A 13,701-nucleotide genomic window follows, 5' to 3' on the forward strand; every position below is an offset into this window, starting at 1 on the left:
GCCATCGATTTGTCAAAGCCGGACTGATTCATTGCATTTTCGCCGTGTCGCTGACGGCTTTTTCGGGCATGGCTGCGGCTGCCTACGAGGAAAGCAGTTGCGGTGCCGAACCCGGCATTCGCGAGCTGAAGAAATATCCCGGCGTCTACAATTTCTATTACGAAAACGACCTGTTCGCCGGCACCGACAACAACTACACCAACGGCATCAAGCTGTCCTGGGTTTCGACCAATCTGGCGGATTACATCCACGATCCCTGTCTGCCGAAATGGATACGCCAGTTGAACCGTTTTTCAGAGCGTTTGCAGCCGGGACCTTACGAGTCGCGCAACATGGTGGTCAGTCTCGGACAGGAGATGTATACACCGACCGACAGGTATCGCCGCGATCTGATCGTCGACGATCGTCCTTATGCCGGCTGGCTATACATGGGTTTCGCCTACAACGCGCGCCAGGAAACCAAGATGGATACCGTCGAGATCGACATCGGCATGGTCGGTCCGGCTTCGCTGGCGCATCAGGCGCAGGATTTCATCCATGATCTGCGCGGCATCGACAAGTTCGAGGGCTGGGACAACCAGTTGAACAACGAACTCGGCGTGATCTACGTGCGCGAGAAGAAGGAGCGGGTGTTTTCATCTGCGGCTATGGATGGCCCGAAGATGGATGCCATCACGCATTACGGTTATGCGCTCGGTAACGTCAAGACCTATCTGAACGGCGGCATGGAATTTCGTATCGGTACTTATCTGCCCAACGATTTCGGCACGTCGCCGATTCGTCCGGCGGCCGACAGCAATGCGCCGCTGCCGGCGAATTCGTCGCGACGCCTGTTGCAAAGCGGCATGCACGCCTTCGTCTCGTTCGATGTGCGTGCGGTGGCAAGAAATATTTTCCTGGACGGGAATACCTTTTCCGACAGCCACAGCGTGGACAAGAAGTACCTGGTCGGCGACGTGGCGGCCGGCATCGCCTGGCAATGGCCGGGCGTGAAGGTCACTTATGCGCAATACCTGCGCAGCAAGGAATTCGACGGTCAAGACAAGGCGCAAAGCTATGGATCGCTCACCGTTAGTTTCGAATACTGAGTATCGAGCGGAACGAACCGACGGGAGCGTAAAACGGCAGACAAGAGTCTTATTTGTCTGCCGTTTTTATTTTATTCCGGGATGCCGTCGAAGAATTCGACTGCGCCTGTCTCCAGCGAATATTCGGCGCCGACCACGCGCAGGCCATGATTCTGGATCAGTTTTTCCAGCAGTTCGGAACCATGACGAAGATGATTGCACGAAGCGCGGATATTGGCGCGCACCGACTGATGCACCAGCGCATCGTGATCGTGCCTGATGCCGCTGTCGAGCAGTGTTTCGACGGAAGGGCGGATACGGTCGACGATGGATTGCAGGTTGCGCGAGGTGCCTTCTCCCGGCGACTTGAGCGCTTCCAGCGTCGCGAGGATGGCGCCACACTGCGAATGGCCGAGCACGACGACCAGCTTGGTGTTGTAGCGTTCGGCGGCGAACTCGACGCTGCCGACCTGCGACGGCGCGACGATATTGCCGGCTACACGGATGACGAAAAGATCGCCCAGCCCCTGATCGAACACCATTTCCGCCGGCACACGCGAATCCGAGCAACCGAGGATGATGGCGAACGGTTGTTGACCGTCCGCGATTTCACGGCGGCGGGTGGCCAGCGATGCATCGCCGGCATTGCTTTTGTCGGCGACGAAGCGAAGGTTGCCTTCGCGAAGTCGGTCGAGTGCTTCTTTTGCTGTATTCATGTGCGATCCTGGTCTGTTACGGCGCGAAGGGCGCGAGACGCTACTTTAATGCATTCGCGCAGGACGCGCCCGTCGGCCGGTAGCGAATGCGAAGACGGGCGAAAATGATGATGCGATACGGATAGATGCGATGGGCAGTGCTGCAAGCATGCAGAGATGCGCCGCAAAGAAAAAAGAGCAGTCCCGATAACGGGGCTGCTCAGAGGGGCACACAAGAGAGAAGGATCAGAAGTCGAATAGGTCAGCCAGCAGGTTTTTCTTGCGTTTCTGGCCGTAGCCGTCCTTGTCGTAGCCATCTTTGCTGTAACCGTAGCGCGCATCCTGGCGATGACGATCGTCGCGATGCAATGGCGCCTGCGCACGCGGTGGAGGCGGCGGTTCGGGCGGCAGGGCGGCGACCGAACGCTCGATCAATTTGTCGAGTTCGCCGCGATCGAGCCAGACGCCGCGGCATTGCGGGCAATAGTCGATCTCGATGCCGTGGCGGTCGGACATGATCAGGTGCATTTCACTGCATACGGGGCATTTCATTGTGTGCCTTTCTTCCAGTGCGTGGAGCGAACGATCATTCATCACCGCCTGCAAAACCCAGCAGCTGCAGCAGGCTCGTGAACAGGTTGAAGATGGAAACGTACAGCGTGACCGTCGCCATCACATAGTTGGTTTCGCCGCCATGGATGATGTTGCTGGTCTCATAGAGAATCAGGCCGCACATCAGCAGCACGAACGCTGCCGACACCGCCAGCGACAGCGCCGGAATCGTGAAGAACACAGCGGCCAGTGCCGCCAGAAAGGCGACTAGGATGCCTGCCGTCAGGAAGCCGCCCATGTAGCTGAAATCCTTGCGCGTTGTTAGCGCATAGGCGGACAGGCCGACGAAGATTGCAGCGGTCGCGCCGAAGGCCATCATCACGGTCTGGCCGCCGTTCGGCAGGCCGAGATACAGATTCAGAATCGGGCCGAGTGTATAACCCATGAAGCCCGTCAGCGCGAACACGAAAGCGACGCCAAGTCCCTGGTTGCGGAACTTCGTCGTCAGGAACAGCAGGCCGAAGTAGCCGATCAGCGTGATGACGATGCCGGGGTGCGGCAGGTTCAGTGCCATCGCAGCACCGGCAGTCAGTGCGCTGAACAGCAATGTCATCGACAGCAGCAGGTAAGTGTTGCGGATGACCTTGTTGGACGAGATGGTTGCAATCGCCGGACGCGTCGCGCCGTAGGACGGATTGCGTGCGTGATCGATCGGGTTCATGGCATAACTCCTCAAGATGAATTGTTGTCTGCAAGGTAATTGCATTCGGTGCGTCAAGGCACTCTTTTCCTCTTAGACATATACACTGTAGTCGGAGTTTTAAATCACGAAAATTCGAATATAATTAATTTTCAATTCGTAAAAACGGAACATTTATTCTGACATGAGCGCGATCAATTACAAGCATCTGCATTACTTCTGGGTGGTGGCAAAGGCAGGCGGCATCGGCCGTGCCAGCGAACGACTGCATCTGACGCCACAGACGATCAGCGGCCAGATCGCGTTGTTCGAGGATGTGCTCGGCTACAAGCTGTTCAACCGTGTCGGGCGCCGGCTCGAACTGAACGATGCCGGCCGCGTTGTGCTCAGTTATGCCGACGAAATCTTCACGCTGGGCGAGGAACTGCAGGAAGTGCTGCGCTTCCGTCCCGGTGGCTGGCCTCTGCAGTTGCGCGTGGGCGTGGCGGACGCCGTGCCGAAGGCGATCGCCTATCTGCTGCTGGAGCCGGCGATGGAACTGCCGGAATCGCTGCGCATCGTCTGCCGTGAAGGAAAATTGACCAGCCTGCTGGCTGACTTGGCGATCCACCGGCTGGACATCGTCATTGCCGATAGCCCGATGCCGGCCAACATCGACGTGCGCGGTTACAACCACTTGCTGGGCGAATGCGGCGTTTCCTTCTTCGCGACGGAAGAGCTGGCGAAGCAGTACAGGAAGGGCTTCCCGAAAAGCCTGGACGGCGCGCCTTTTTTGATGCCGGGCGAGGATGCGGCGGTGCGGCCGCGCTTGCTGCGCTGGTTCGAGAAGGAGCGCGTGCATCCGCGCATCGTCGGCGAATTCGATGACGGCGCGCTATTGCAGGCGTTCGGCGAGGCGGGCAAGGGCATCTTCGCTGCGCCATCGGCGGTCGCCGAGCAGATCATCAAACAATATGGCGTGACCGAAATCGGCCGGACCACGTTGGTCAGCGAACAGTTTTATGCGATTTCGGTAGAGCGTCAGCTGACGCATCCGGCTGTGGTGGCGATCAGTTCCGCCGCGCGCGAGAGCCTGATCAAGTAGCGGCGTGTAGTGGTGTTTCCGGGCCGATGTCGCTTTCCAGCAATTCGGCCAGCCATTCCATGAACACGCGTACCCGCTGCGGCAGATGGCGGCGGTGCGCGTACAGCAGCGAGACCGGCATCGGCGCGGCCGTGAATGCCGGCAAGACTTCCACCAGCGCACCGCTTTCCAGATGGCCGCGCGCGCCATGGCGCGGCACCTGTATCAAGCCGAGTCCGCCGAGGCAGGCTGCCTCGTAGGCATCTGCGTTGTTGACGGTGACGCTCCCCTGCATCGGCAGCATGCGGGTTTCGCCATCCGCCACATATTCGAATCCCGCCGGTCTCGTGCCCAGTATCGGGCTGTAGTGGATCAGGCGATGCGACGCCAGGTCGTCCAGGCTGCGCGGCACGCCGAATTCCTTCAGATAGGCCGGGCTGGCGAGATTGGCCATGACTGCCGCACCCAGCGGACGCACGATCAGGGCCGGTTCGGCGACGGTGCCGACGCGCAGCACGCAATCGAATCCCTCGCGCACCAGGTCGACGCGGCGATCCGTGCTGCTGATCTCGATCTGCAATCCGGGATAGCGTCTCAGAAAATCCGCGAGATTCGGCATGACGATGCGGCGTGCGGTCGGCGTCGGCATGTCGACCCGCAATCTTCCTTCCAGCGCCGTTCCTTCGCGGCGGAACATGCCTTCCAGTTCCTCCATGTCGGACAGCAGGTCTTTGCAGCGCTCCAGCAGCGCGAGGCCGTCGTGCGTGGCCTGCACGCGGCGCGTGGTGCGATGGAACAGGCGCGCACCGACGAGGTTTTCCAGCAAACGCACGTGTTCCGACACGCTTGCCTTCTGCAGCCCGAGGCTGACGGCGGCTTGCGTGAAGCTGCCGGTTTCGGCGACGCGGACAAAGGTTTTCAGCAGATCCAGCTTGTTCATGGCATTCCAATTGATATGTTTTTTATGAACAGTTAATTCAAGATGTAGATATTTATCTTGAAAATATCGAACAATATACTCGATCGCATTCTTCACCTCACCTGAAAGGAATGCGACATGAAAGGAAACATTGCCATCATTACCGGCGCCAGCCGCGGACTCGGACGCAATGCCGCGCTGCATCTGGCTGCACAGGGCGTCGCCATCATCGGCACCTATCACAGCAACAAGGCGGAAGCCGATTCCCTGGTGCGCGAAATCACCGGCCGCGGCGGCCGCGCCGCGATGCTGCAGCTGGACGCCGGCGACAGCGCTTCGTTCGACGGTTTCGCCGCGGCGCTGAAAGAGACGCTCGCCGCTTTCGGCAAGGAGCGTTTCGACTACCTGATCAACAATGCCGGCATCGGCCTGTATGCATCGATCGCCGAAACGACCGAGGCGCAGTTCGATCAGCTGATGAACATCCATCTCAAAGGTCCGTTCTTCCTGACGCAGAAACTGCTACCGCTGATCGCGGACGGCGGCCGCATCGTCAACGTTTCGAGCGGACTCGCGCGCTTCAGCTTTCCCGGCTATGCGGCCTACGCGATGATGAAGGGCGGCGTCGAAGTGATGACGCGCTACATGGCGAAGGAATTTGGCGCGCGCGGCATCGCCGTCAACACGCTGGCGCCGGGCGCGATCGAGACCGATTTCGGCGGCGCGACCGTGCGCGACAATCCGGAGGTCAATGCGCAGATCGCCGCCGTCACCGCGCTGGGCCGCGTCGGCCTGCCGGACGACATCGGCGGCGCGATCGCGGCGCTGCTGTCGTCCGGCAGCCGCTGGATCAACGCGCAGCGCATCGAGGTATCGGGCGGCATGTGCCTGTAAGCGGCAGCGACGGCAATGGAAGGAGCGATCGTGCGCAGAAATCTCGCATTGGCCGCCTACGGCTGGCTGGCGGCCACCGGGCTGCTGCATTTCGTCATCGACGTCGCCGCGCAGTTCCTGCGCGGCGCGCGGCCGCCGGGTATCGAGACGATGCTGTATTACGGATTGAACACGGCGTTTGCCTGCGGCCAGGTGACGTTCGGCCTGCTGGGCTTGTGGCTGGCGTGGCGCATGCCGCAGGCGGCGCTGCAATGGCCGGTCGTCGCGCTAACATTGTTGGCCGCCGCTGCCTGGTTGCTGATCGCGTGGATCTTCATCGGCTATCAAGAGCCGAAGTTCAACGCAGCCGTATTCGTCTTGCTGTCGCTCGCCGTCGCCGCGACTGCCGGCATGAAGGGCGCGGCCTGAATGTTTATCCGGCGCGCGGCGAGCGGATGTGTTCGGGGCGCACGCCGATGCCGACCGCATAGGCAGGCAGCGCACGTAGTATCGGCCAATGTTGCATCAGCTTCAGCACCCACGGTGCTTCGATTGGTTTTCTGCCATTTCCAATGAGCGGCGTCAGCACACGATTCTGTATTGCGACTTGTGCTGCCTGCGTGACGCGTGCGGGAAACAGGCGTCGCCTTTGCACCTGCGCCAGCAGAGGCGTCAACGCATTGCGATCGTAGGCCGGATAAGCGAGTGCGGCGGCCAGAATGTTGGCGGCGGCGACGGCATCCTGGATTGCCAGGTTGATACCGACGCCGCCGATCGGCGACATCGCGTGCGCGGCATCGCCGATGCACAGAAGCCCCGGCTTCCACCAGCGTTCGAGGCGATCGACGGACACGCTCAGCAGCTTGATGTCGTCCCAGCTTTGCAGCAGTTCGACGCGATCGGCAAACATCGGCGCAATCTGCGCCAGCGTATTGCGGAAGGCCGGCAGTCCTTGCGCGTGCAATACGTCGATACCGCCCTTCGGAATCACGTACGCGCATTGCCAGTAGCTGCCGCGATGCAGCGTGACGAAGAACTGGCCGGGACCGACGCGGCCGCCGGTGGTTGAAGTATCGCCAGCGGCGACCGGCAGGCGCATCCACAGAACATCGATCGGCGCACCCAGGTCGCGCACGGCCAGGCCGGCTGCCTTGCGTACCGTCGAATGCCGGCCGTCGGCACCGATCACCAGATCGGCATGTACCTCCAGCGGACCGTCCGCCGTTTGCACATGCACGCCGGTGACGCAATCGTCCTGTTCGATCAGGCCGGTCACTTCCGCGTTCTGCATCAGATGAAAGCCGGAAAAGGTTTCCGCATGGTCGCGCACGAAATCGAGAAAATCCCACTGCGGCATCAATGCGACGAATTTGCACTGCGTGCGCAATCGTGAAAAATCCGCGAGTTCCCATTCGCGTCCGGCGAGCGTGACGCCGATCTCGCGCGCTTCGTCGTGCGGGCGTTGCAGGAAGGCCGGCAGCAAGCCCAGTTCATGCATCAGTTCGAGCGTCGAAGGATGCACGGTGTCGCCGCGGAAATCGCGCAGGAAGTCGCCGTGCTTTTCCAGTACCACGACATCGACGCCGGCGCGTGCCAGCAACAGGCCCAGCATCATGCCGGCCGGACCTCCGCCGGCGATGCAGCAGCGGGTGACTATGGTGTTTGCCATCTCATCCTCCGTTGAAAACAGGGTACCTGGCCGTTGCCTGATGATTTTGGCAACGGTTCGCGACGGCAACAGATTGTCGTACTATATCGGCTGTTTGCCTATCACGATAATAAGGAAAACCATGCCATTTGCGCCGCGTCGCACCATTTCCTCGGGATTTCGCCGAACGCTCGGCCGTACTGTGATCGTTGCAGGCCTGCTGGCCGGATTGCAGTTGCCTGCAATGGCGGACGATCTGGCGGATGTATCGCAGCTATTGCGTGCTGGACAGCATGCGCAGGCGTTGTCGAAGGCCGATGCCTATCTGAGCAAGAATCCGCGCGATCCGCAGATGCGTTTTCTGAAGGGCGTGATCCTGACCGAGCAGAACAAGCCGAACGAAGCGATCGATATTTTCACGAAGCTGACCAAGGATTATCCGTCGTTGCCGGAACCGTACAACAATCTTGCAGTGTTGTATGCGGCAGCCGGCCGCTATGACGACGCACGTCTTGCGCTCGATAAGGCGATCCGCACCAATCCGACCTATGCGACAGCTTACGAAAATTTGGGTGACGTACATGCGAAGCTGGCAAGCCAGGCATACGACAAGGCGTTGCAGCTGGATCACAACAATGCCGGCGCTAAATCGAAGCTGACGATGATTCGCACGCTGGTTGGCAATACCACCGGCGGCACGAATCCGCAGGTGGCCGTGGTTGCGGCGGCACCGGCGAAACCGGAACCGCCTAAAGCGGAAGCCAAGCCTGAGCCGAAGCCTGAACCCAAGCCGGAACCGAAACCGAAACCAGAGCCGAAGCCGGAAGCACCAAAGCCTGAACCTAAACCGCAAGCCGAGCCCAAGCCCGATCCAAAGGCAGAGCAGAAACGTCGCGAAGCCGAAGCCAAGCGCGAGGCAAAGGCCAAGGCCGACGCGGAACGTGCCGAAGTATTGGCCGCCGTCTCCCACTGGGCCAAGCAGTGGAGCGAGCGTGACGTGAAAGGCTATCTGAACGCCTATTCGAACGATTTCACATTGCCGGCCGGACAGTCGCGCAAGGACTGGGCGACCGAGCGCCGTGCACGCATCGAAGACAAGAAACACATCAGTGTGAAGATCGAATCGCCGCAGGTCAGCGTGAGCGGCAATACGGCGATGGTGAAATTCCGCCAGATTTACGATTCGGACACTTTCCATGCGGATAGCCGCAAGATGCTTACGCTGGTCAAGCAGGGAGGTAAGTGGTTGATCAAGCAGGAGCGCGCGAGTAACTGATGGCAGGATTCAATGGTAATTGGCGGTCGGCTGTACGCACGATCGGATATCGGACAGGCGCAGTTGCATCGGGCCTGCTGATCGCCGTTGCGGCACTGTCGCCTGGAATGGCGCTGGCCAGCGGCACCAAGCCGGGTGTGCCGGCGCGGCTGGATCCGGAAGTAATGCTGATCGATGTCTACAAGGCGCTGTCGGAAAACCGTCTGCGCGATGCGCAGGCCAAAGTCGATGCGCTGGTCGCCGCCTATCCGAATTTCCGTCTCGGTCAACTGGTGCGCGGCGATCTGCTGCTGTTGCATACGCAACCGATCAAGACTTTCGGCGCCGCGGCGAATGCGCCTGCCGATCAACTGGCCAATCTGCGCGCCGAAGCCATCGTGCGTCTGAAATCGTTGCGCGAACGGCCTGATCCCAATCTCATTCCGCGCCCCATCCTGCAGATGCGCGACGACCAGAAGAATGTGCTGCTGGTCGATGCCAAGCGTTCCCGCATGTATGTCTACGAGCGCGTGGGTGGGCGCAACGGGCAGTTCAAGCTGGCCAGCGATTATTACGTCAGCCAGGGCAAGCTCGGCGTGAACAAGTTCAAGGAAGGTGACCAGAAGACACCGCTTGGCGTGTACTACATCACCTCGCGTTTGCCGGGCGCGCGCCTGCCGGCATTCTACGGACCGGGCGCATTGCCGATCAATTATCCGAACGAATGGGACAAGGCCAATGGCCGTGGCGGCTCGGGCATCTGGCTGCATGGCACGCCGCCGGACAGTTACAGCCGTCCGCCGCTGTCTTCCGATGGCTGCGTGGTGCTGCCGAATCCGGATCTGACCGAATTGTCGGAGGCCGTACAGATAGGCACCACGCCAGTCATCATCAGCGACGACGTGAAATTCGTCACGCGTGAAAAATGGGAGGCCGATCGCCAGAGCGCCAACAAGATGCTGGAATCGTGGCGTGAAGATCTGGAAAGCACGGATCCCGAGCGCCTGCGTCGCCACTATTCGCGCAACTTCAAGGCGATGCGTGGACAGGATCTGAACGACTGGATGGAAAAGCTGAAGCAGGCCAACTTCGGTGCGCGTCGCATCAAGGTGGAGTTGCGTGACGTCACGCTGTTCCGTTATCCGGAACCGAAGGACCAGAAGGAAATGATCGTCGCTTCCTTTACGCAGGATGCGGTGATCGGCAAAGGCCGACACGTTACGCACAAGCGCCAGTACTGGGTGAGGGAGGGCGCTCAGTGGCGCATCGTTTCCGAAGCCAATCTCTGATCTGGATCGTAGATAAAGAAAAGCCGCAACATATGTTGCGGCTTTTTTGTTTCGTGCGAACAGATTTATATCGTGCACTTTGTGCAATGCGCTTTCCTGTTATTGCATGACGATGAGGCAATGACAGACAGGCATGCCCGTCAGACAACGATGCGCTTCACGCATCTTTACAATTGTAAAAGTCTATTTCCCTCATGGATTTTGAAGACGGCGTCTATATAGTGATTCCATGCCGATGCGATTGATGAGCCGATCCGGTTCATCGCAAAGGTGAGAGAGGAGTCGATCATGTTGAACAGGAAATGGATAGGCGTCGTATTGCTGGCTGCTGCTGCAGTTTCCACCAATGCACTGGCAGACAACCGCGGCGTCAATACGGCGCTCGGCGCGGTGGCTGGTGCGGTCGTCGGCAATGTGGTCGGCGGACAGAACGGTGCCGTGATCGGTGGCGTGCTGGGCGCAGTGGTTGGTGCCAGTGTTTCCGATCATGATCGCCGCGATCGCTATTACGACGGTCGTCGTTATTCCAATGCACGCTATCAAGCGCCTGTGTATGCGCGGCCGGCTCCAGTTTATGCACGCCCTGGTTACTACCGTGACGTGCGTCGCGTCGAGTATGTGCGTCACGGACGCGATTATTACCGCCGTTGATTCCATGCGCGAAAGCTCTAGAGCTGCCGCGCATTGTTTCGGCATCCGGACGTGATTGCGGCTGGATGCACGAGGAAAGGCTTGCAAGATGAATACCATGATGATGCGCGGGAAGTTCAAGCGTTTGATGCTGCTGTTGCTTGCCGCTGCTGCGCTCGGCGGCTGTGCCGTCGTGCCTTACGATGATGGCTACTATGGCCAGACGACCTATGCCACACCGGTATACGTCGCACCGACGGTGAATTTCGGCCTCAGTTACTCAAATCGTGGCTATTACGGTCCGCGCTACTATCCGCGTTATTACGGACGCGGATATTGGGGGGGCGGCCGTGGGCATGGACACTGGCATCGTTGATCGAGTATGGAAACTGGCCCTGTTGCTGGAACCAATTTCCGGAAATAAAAATGGCTGATCGAAAGATCAGCCATTTTGTTTTGTCGCCCGGGATAACCGGAGCAATTATCGATCGGTATCAGCGATGTCCGTGCCCATGCCCGCCATGATGATACGGTCCATGTCCGTAGTGGCGCGGAGGCGGCGGACGCCAGCGATGATAGCTGCGCCCGTAGACCACTATGGGCGGCGGCGCCGTATAAACAGGTGTGGTGCCATAGATGATCGGCGGCGCGTAGTAATTCGAATAATTGTTGTTGACGACCGGCGGCGGATAATAGACCGGTGCCGGCGGATAGTAAGCCGGGTAGGCAGGATAGCCGCCGACGCCGATATCCACCGACCAGTTGACGCCGCCGGCCATCGCCGGTGCGGCGGCAGTCAGGGCGCCGCAGACAGCCAGCGCGGCAAATGTACGTGAAATGATTGGCATGACGAAAACCTCGCAATGGATGATCCATTTAACGTCAAACGTGCGGGTTTCTCAACCTGGAATGGGTAAAAGACTGTAACAGCGGCCATGACGGCTGCTTGCCGCGCGTTGCCGTCATGTATGGCTACGCGCCGTTTTGGTCGTGCATTATTGCCGCGCCGGATCGTGGGCCACCAGCAGGCTGCAGCGGATCTTTTCGACCAGCAGGGTATCGGTGGAGCCGCGCCACCAGCGCATGGCCAGCGATTGCAGTCGTGAATGGCCGACGATGACGAGATCGATGCCCAGCTTGTCGACCAGTCCGGCGATCACCGGTACCGGTTCGCCGACTTCCAGATGCGGCTGCACGTTCAAGCCGGCTTGCCGCAGAAAGTCGAGGCCGTTCTGCAATTCGTCCTCCATCTTCTTTTTCTCGGCGGCGATTTCCTCGTCGACGCCGACCATGGAAACCATCGCATATTCGCCGATGATGACCGATTGCGGCGGATTGACGACAACCAGCAGATGGACGTCGGTGGCGGGGCCGGGCGACAGTCTGACGCACTCTTCCAAAGCGGAGCGGCTTTCCGGCGTACCGTTGTAAGCAACCAGAATCTTGCGATACATAACGCCTCCTCGGTTTGCATGGACGTAAATCCAGTATAGCGCCAACCGTACGCCAAACAAGCGGGCGCATATGCGAACGGTCAGAACGCGCTTTTCAGGCGGCTGAAGTTAAGCGCGATCAGCAGCACGCCGATGGCGCCGATGGCAATCACGATCGAGGTGCCGAAACGTTCTGCTGCCATGCCGGCGATACCGACACCGATCGACTGGCCGAGATAGAAACTGGCGGCGAAGGCTGAGACCGCCGCACCGCGCCGTTCCGGCGCCATCTGCGTGGCATTGATCTGCAGCGTGTTGTGCATCATGTAGAAACCGAGACCGCAGATTGCACAACCGGGAATCGCCCACCACCAGTGGGGCGACAGCGCAATCGACAGCAGTGAAAGCGTCACCAGAATGCCGCCCCACAGTGCCAGCCTTTTTTCGCCTAGCCCTTTGACGAGCCGGCGCGATGTCAGCGCGTACAGCAGGCCACCGAGGCCGAACAGCATTACCAGCGCAGCGGCGTTGGTCAGCGTCATCCCGTGTACGTAATGCAGGTGCAGCGCGATGAATGCGAACGAACCGTACAGACAGCCGCCTTCCAGAAACACCGTCATCAACACGATGCGTGCCCACGGGCGCGACAATACCTGCCCGAACTCGGACAACATGCGCCGCCATGCTGCACCTTCCGCGTGACGCGTCTGTTTTGCATGCGCCGGCAGCCGGCGGTTCAACGCGAACAAAGCGACGGTGACAATGACGAAATAGGACGCAATGCAGAAGAACGGCAATTGCCAGCCGAAATGATCGGCAGCCAGGCCGCCCAGCAGCACGCCGGCAGAGATGCCGACGATCTGGCCGATCAGGAATTGCGCCAGCACCGGCTGGCGATCTTCATACGGCACGACATCGCCTATCCATGCCATTGATAACGGAATGATCGCGGCAGCGGTGGCGCCTGCCATCAGGCGCGCGGCAATCAGCAGCGGATAGTTCGGCGCTAGCGCGCAAAGCAATGCTGTGAATGCGCAGCCGAGACTGGCACAGGCGACGACGAAATACTTGCCGAAGCGATCGCCGACCGGACCGAAGAACAGTTGCGAAAAACCGTAGGCGATGGCGAAGGCAGTGATCACATACGCGACCTCGCCGATCGAGACGCCAAATTCCTGCGACAGTCGCGGCAGCAACGGATCGGTTACACGCAGAGAAATCGCGCTGCCGAAGGCGGCTAGCGACAGGGCGGGGATGGCAAGGCGGGGAATGGTTGGAATGGCTGGCGCGATATGGTCGGCTGGCATGAATTTCCTCTGGTTGGCGAGTGGCAACAAGCCTACCGCAAATTGCGAAACCCAGTTTCCCAGGAACGATTTCTGCACGATTGTTGTGCAGTTTTACTGGCAATTTGCCTGACTTCATCTTTTCCTACAAGAGGTTGCGCCGGCGTCCTATAGGGCTGAATTGGCGGTCCCATTACCATTCATGCACATCGGATACGCGCTTTCAACAGCATGTTTTGCTCGTCATTTTCAACCCTGTTTGAAGCCCGTTCCACATGTCAGGTCGAGGCA

General features: G+C 59.6%; 16 protein-coding genes. 8 read left to right on the forward strand and 8 right to left on the reverse strand.

From position 1 onward, the window contains the following. The first annotated feature begins 44 nt into the window (after positions 1–44). On the forward strand, positions 45–1,088 hold the full coding sequence (locus IEV40_RS07210; protein ID WP_229724010.1) for a lipid A deacylase LpxR family protein: 1,044 nt from the start codon (positions 45–47) through the stop codon (positions 1,086–1,088). A gap of 71 nt (positions 1,089–1,159) precedes the next feature. Here the strand turns inward: IEV40_RS07210 and IEV40_RS07215 are convergent, their stop codons facing one another. The 3 genes from IEV40_RS07215 to IEV40_RS07225 form a co-directional block, all read right to left on the reverse strand. Continuing rightward, positions 1,160–1,783 (reverse strand): carbonic anhydrase, encoded by a 624-nt coding sequence (locus IEV40_RS07215; protein WP_188420318.1) that lies wholly within the window; start codon positions 1,781–1,783, stop codon positions 1,160–1,162. Between the two features lie 225 nt (positions 1,784–2,008). Further along, positions 2,009–2,314, reverse strand: coding sequence for a TFIIB-type zinc ribbon-containing protein (locus IEV40_RS07220; RefSeq protein ID WP_188420319.1), 306 nt, complete (start codon positions 2,312–2,314; stop codon positions 2,009–2,011). 34 nt (positions 2,315–2,348) lie between these two features. Further along, complete coding sequence (locus IEV40_RS07225; protein WP_188420320.1) at positions 2,349–3,035, reverse strand: Bax inhibitor-1/YccA family protein; 687 nt, start codon at positions 3,033–3,035, stop codon at positions 2,349–2,351. Between the two features lie 163 nt (positions 3,036–3,198). On the opposite strand from IEV40_RS07225, the gene nhaR reads away from it, so the two are divergent. Then, the gene (gene nhaR / locus IEV40_RS07230) at positions 3,199–4,098 is read left to right on the forward strand and encodes a transcriptional activator NhaR (RefSeq protein WP_188420321.1); all 900 of its coding nucleotides are present in this window, start codon (positions 3,199–3,201) and stop codon (positions 4,096–4,098) included. Here the strand turns inward: nhaR and IEV40_RS07235 are convergent. Next, the gene (locus IEV40_RS07235) at positions 4,091–5,017 is read right to left on the reverse strand and encodes a LysR family transcriptional regulator (protein WP_188420322.1); all 927 of its coding nucleotides are present in this window, start codon (positions 5,015–5,017) and stop codon (positions 4,091–4,093) included. The two genes, nhaR and IEV40_RS07235, sit on opposite strands and share 8 nt — an antisense overlap. Positions 5,018–5,134: 117 nt before the next feature. Here IEV40_RS07235 and IEV40_RS07240 point away from each other — a divergent pair, with 117 nt between their 5' ends. Further along, the gene (locus tag IEV40_RS07240; RefSeq protein ID WP_188420323.1) at positions 5,135–5,890 is read left to right on the forward strand and encodes an SDR family NAD(P)-dependent oxidoreductase; all 756 of its coding nucleotides are present in this window, start codon (positions 5,135–5,137) and stop codon (positions 5,888–5,890) included. Between the two features lie 30 nt (positions 5,891–5,920). After that, positions 5,921–6,298: a hypothetical protein gene (locus IEV40_RS07245; RefSeq protein WP_229724011.1), complete on the forward strand. Its 378-nt coding sequence runs from the start codon at positions 5,921–5,923 to the stop codon at positions 6,296–6,298. A gap of 4 nt (positions 6,299–6,302) precedes the next feature. Here the strand turns inward: IEV40_RS07245 and IEV40_RS07250 are convergent, their stop codons facing one another. After that, positions 6,303–7,538: an FAD-dependent oxidoreductase gene (locus IEV40_RS07250; protein ID WP_188420325.1), complete on the reverse strand. Its 1,236-nt coding sequence runs from the start codon at positions 7,536–7,538 to the stop codon at positions 6,303–6,305. A 121-nt stretch (positions 7,539–7,659) separates the two neighbouring features. Here IEV40_RS07250 and IEV40_RS07255 point away from each other — a divergent pair, with 121 nt between their 5' ends. The 4 genes from IEV40_RS07255 to IEV40_RS07270 all read left to right on the forward strand — a co-directional run bounded on the left by IEV40_RS07255 (position 7,660) and on the right by IEV40_RS07270 (position 11,067). After that, positions 7,660–8,793, forward strand: coding sequence for a nuclear transport factor 2 family protein (locus tag IEV40_RS07255; protein ID WP_188420326.1), 1,134 nt, complete (start codon positions 7,660–7,662; stop codon positions 8,791–8,793). After that, a complete protein-coding gene (locus IEV40_RS07260) occupies positions 8,793–10,061 on the forward strand; it encodes a L,D-transpeptidase family protein (protein ID WP_188420327.1) in 1,269 nt (422 codons plus the stop codon). Before IEV40_RS07255 ends, IEV40_RS07260 begins: the two co-directional genes overlap by 1 nt. 288 nt (positions 10,062–10,349) lie before the next feature. Then, the gene (locus tag IEV40_RS07265) at positions 10,350–10,712 is read left to right on the forward strand and encodes a YMGG-like glycine zipper-containing protein (protein ID WP_188420328.1); all 363 of its coding nucleotides are present in this window, start codon (positions 10,350–10,352) and stop codon (positions 10,710–10,712) included. Positions 10,713–10,800: 88 nt separating this feature from the next. Next, positions 10,801–11,067 (forward strand): hypothetical protein, encoded by a 267-nt coding sequence (locus IEV40_RS07270; protein ID WP_229724012.1) that lies wholly within the window; start codon positions 10,801–10,803, stop codon positions 11,065–11,067. 118 nt (positions 11,068–11,185) lie between these two features. Here the strand turns inward: IEV40_RS07270 and IEV40_RS07275 are convergent, their stop codons facing one another. From IEV40_RS07275 to IEV40_RS07285, 3 genes are all read right to left on the reverse strand, one after another. Further along, positions 11,186–11,539 carry a hypothetical protein gene (locus IEV40_RS07275; RefSeq protein WP_188420329.1) on the reverse strand — a complete coding sequence of 118 codons (354 nt, stop codon included), beginning with the start codon at positions 11,537–11,539 and terminating at the stop codon, positions 11,186–11,188. Positions 11,540–11,686: 147 nt separating this feature from the next. Continuing rightward, positions 11,687–12,145 carry a universal stress protein gene (locus tag IEV40_RS07280; RefSeq protein ID WP_188420330.1) on the reverse strand — a complete coding sequence of 153 codons (459 nt, stop codon included), beginning with the start codon at positions 12,143–12,145 and terminating at the stop codon, positions 11,687–11,689. 80 nt (positions 12,146–12,225) lie between these two features. Continuing rightward, positions 12,226–13,431, reverse strand: a complete 1,206-nt coding sequence (locus tag IEV40_RS07285) for an MFS transporter (RefSeq protein ID WP_188420331.1) — start codon at positions 13,429–13,431, stop codon at positions 12,226–12,228. Positions 13,432–13,701: the final 270 nt, after the last annotated feature.

It is taken from the genome of Oxalicibacterium solurbis (assembly GCF_014635845.1).
Classification (GTDB): domain Bacteria; phylum Pseudomonadota; class Gammaproteobacteria; order Burkholderiales; family Burkholderiaceae_D; genus Oxalicibacterium; species Oxalicibacterium solurbis.

What these genes read in the sequence shown, in the direction of transcription:
- IEV40_RS07215 (WP_188420318.1), bottom strand. Translation starts at nt 1,783, where the DNA reads ATGAATACAGCAAAAGAAGCACTCGACCGACTTCGCGAAGGCAACCTT.
- IEV40_RS07220 (WP_188420319.1), bottom strand. Translation starts at nt 2,314, where the DNA reads ATGAAATGCCCCGTATGCAGTGAAATGCACCTGATCATGTCCGACCGC.
- IEV40_RS07225 (WP_188420320.1), bottom strand. Translation starts at nt 3,035, where the DNA reads ATGAACCCGATCGATCACGCACGCAATCCGTCCTACGGCGCGACGCGT.
- nhaR (WP_188420321.1), top strand. Translation starts at nt 3,199, where the DNA reads ATGAGCGCGATCAATTACAAGCATCTGCATTACTTCTGGGTGGTGGCA.
- IEV40_RS07235 (WP_188420322.1), bottom strand. Translation starts at nt 5,017, where the DNA reads ATGAACAAGCTGGATCTGCTGAAAACCTTTGTCCGCGTCGCCGAAACC.
- IEV40_RS07240 (WP_188420323.1), top strand. Translation starts at nt 5,135, where the DNA reads ATGAAAGGAAACATTGCCATCATTACCGGCGCCAGCCGCGGACTCGGA.
- IEV40_RS07250 (WP_188420325.1), bottom strand. Translation starts at nt 7,538, where the DNA reads ATGGCAAACACCATAGTCACCCGCTGCTGCATCGCCGGCGGAGGTCCG.
- IEV40_RS07255 (WP_188420326.1), top strand. Translation starts at nt 7,660, where the DNA reads ATGCCATTTGCGCCGCGTCGCACCATTTCCTCGGGATTTCGCCGAACG.
- IEV40_RS07260 (WP_188420327.1), top strand. Translation starts at nt 8,793, where the DNA reads ATGGCAGGATTCAATGGTAATTGGCGGTCGGCTGTACGCACGATCGGA.
- IEV40_RS07265 (WP_188420328.1), top strand. Translation starts at nt 10,350, where the DNA reads ATGTTGAACAGGAAATGGATAGGCGTCGTATTGCTGGCTGCTGCTGCA.
- IEV40_RS07270 (WP_229724012.1), top strand. Translation starts at nt 10,801, where the DNA reads ATGAATACCATGATGATGCGCGGGAAGTTCAAGCGTTTGATGCTGCTG.
- IEV40_RS07275 (WP_188420329.1), bottom strand. Translation starts at nt 11,539, where the DNA reads ATGCCAATCATTTCACGTACATTTGCCGCGCTGGCTGTCTGCGGCGCC.
- IEV40_RS07280 (WP_188420330.1), bottom strand. Translation starts at nt 12,145, where the DNA reads ATGTATCGCAAGATTCTGGTTGCTTACAACGGTACGCCGGAAAGCCGC.
- IEV40_RS07285 (WP_188420331.1), bottom strand. Translation starts at nt 13,431, where the DNA reads ATGCCAGCCGACCATATCGCGCCAGCCATTCCAACCATTCCCCGCCTT.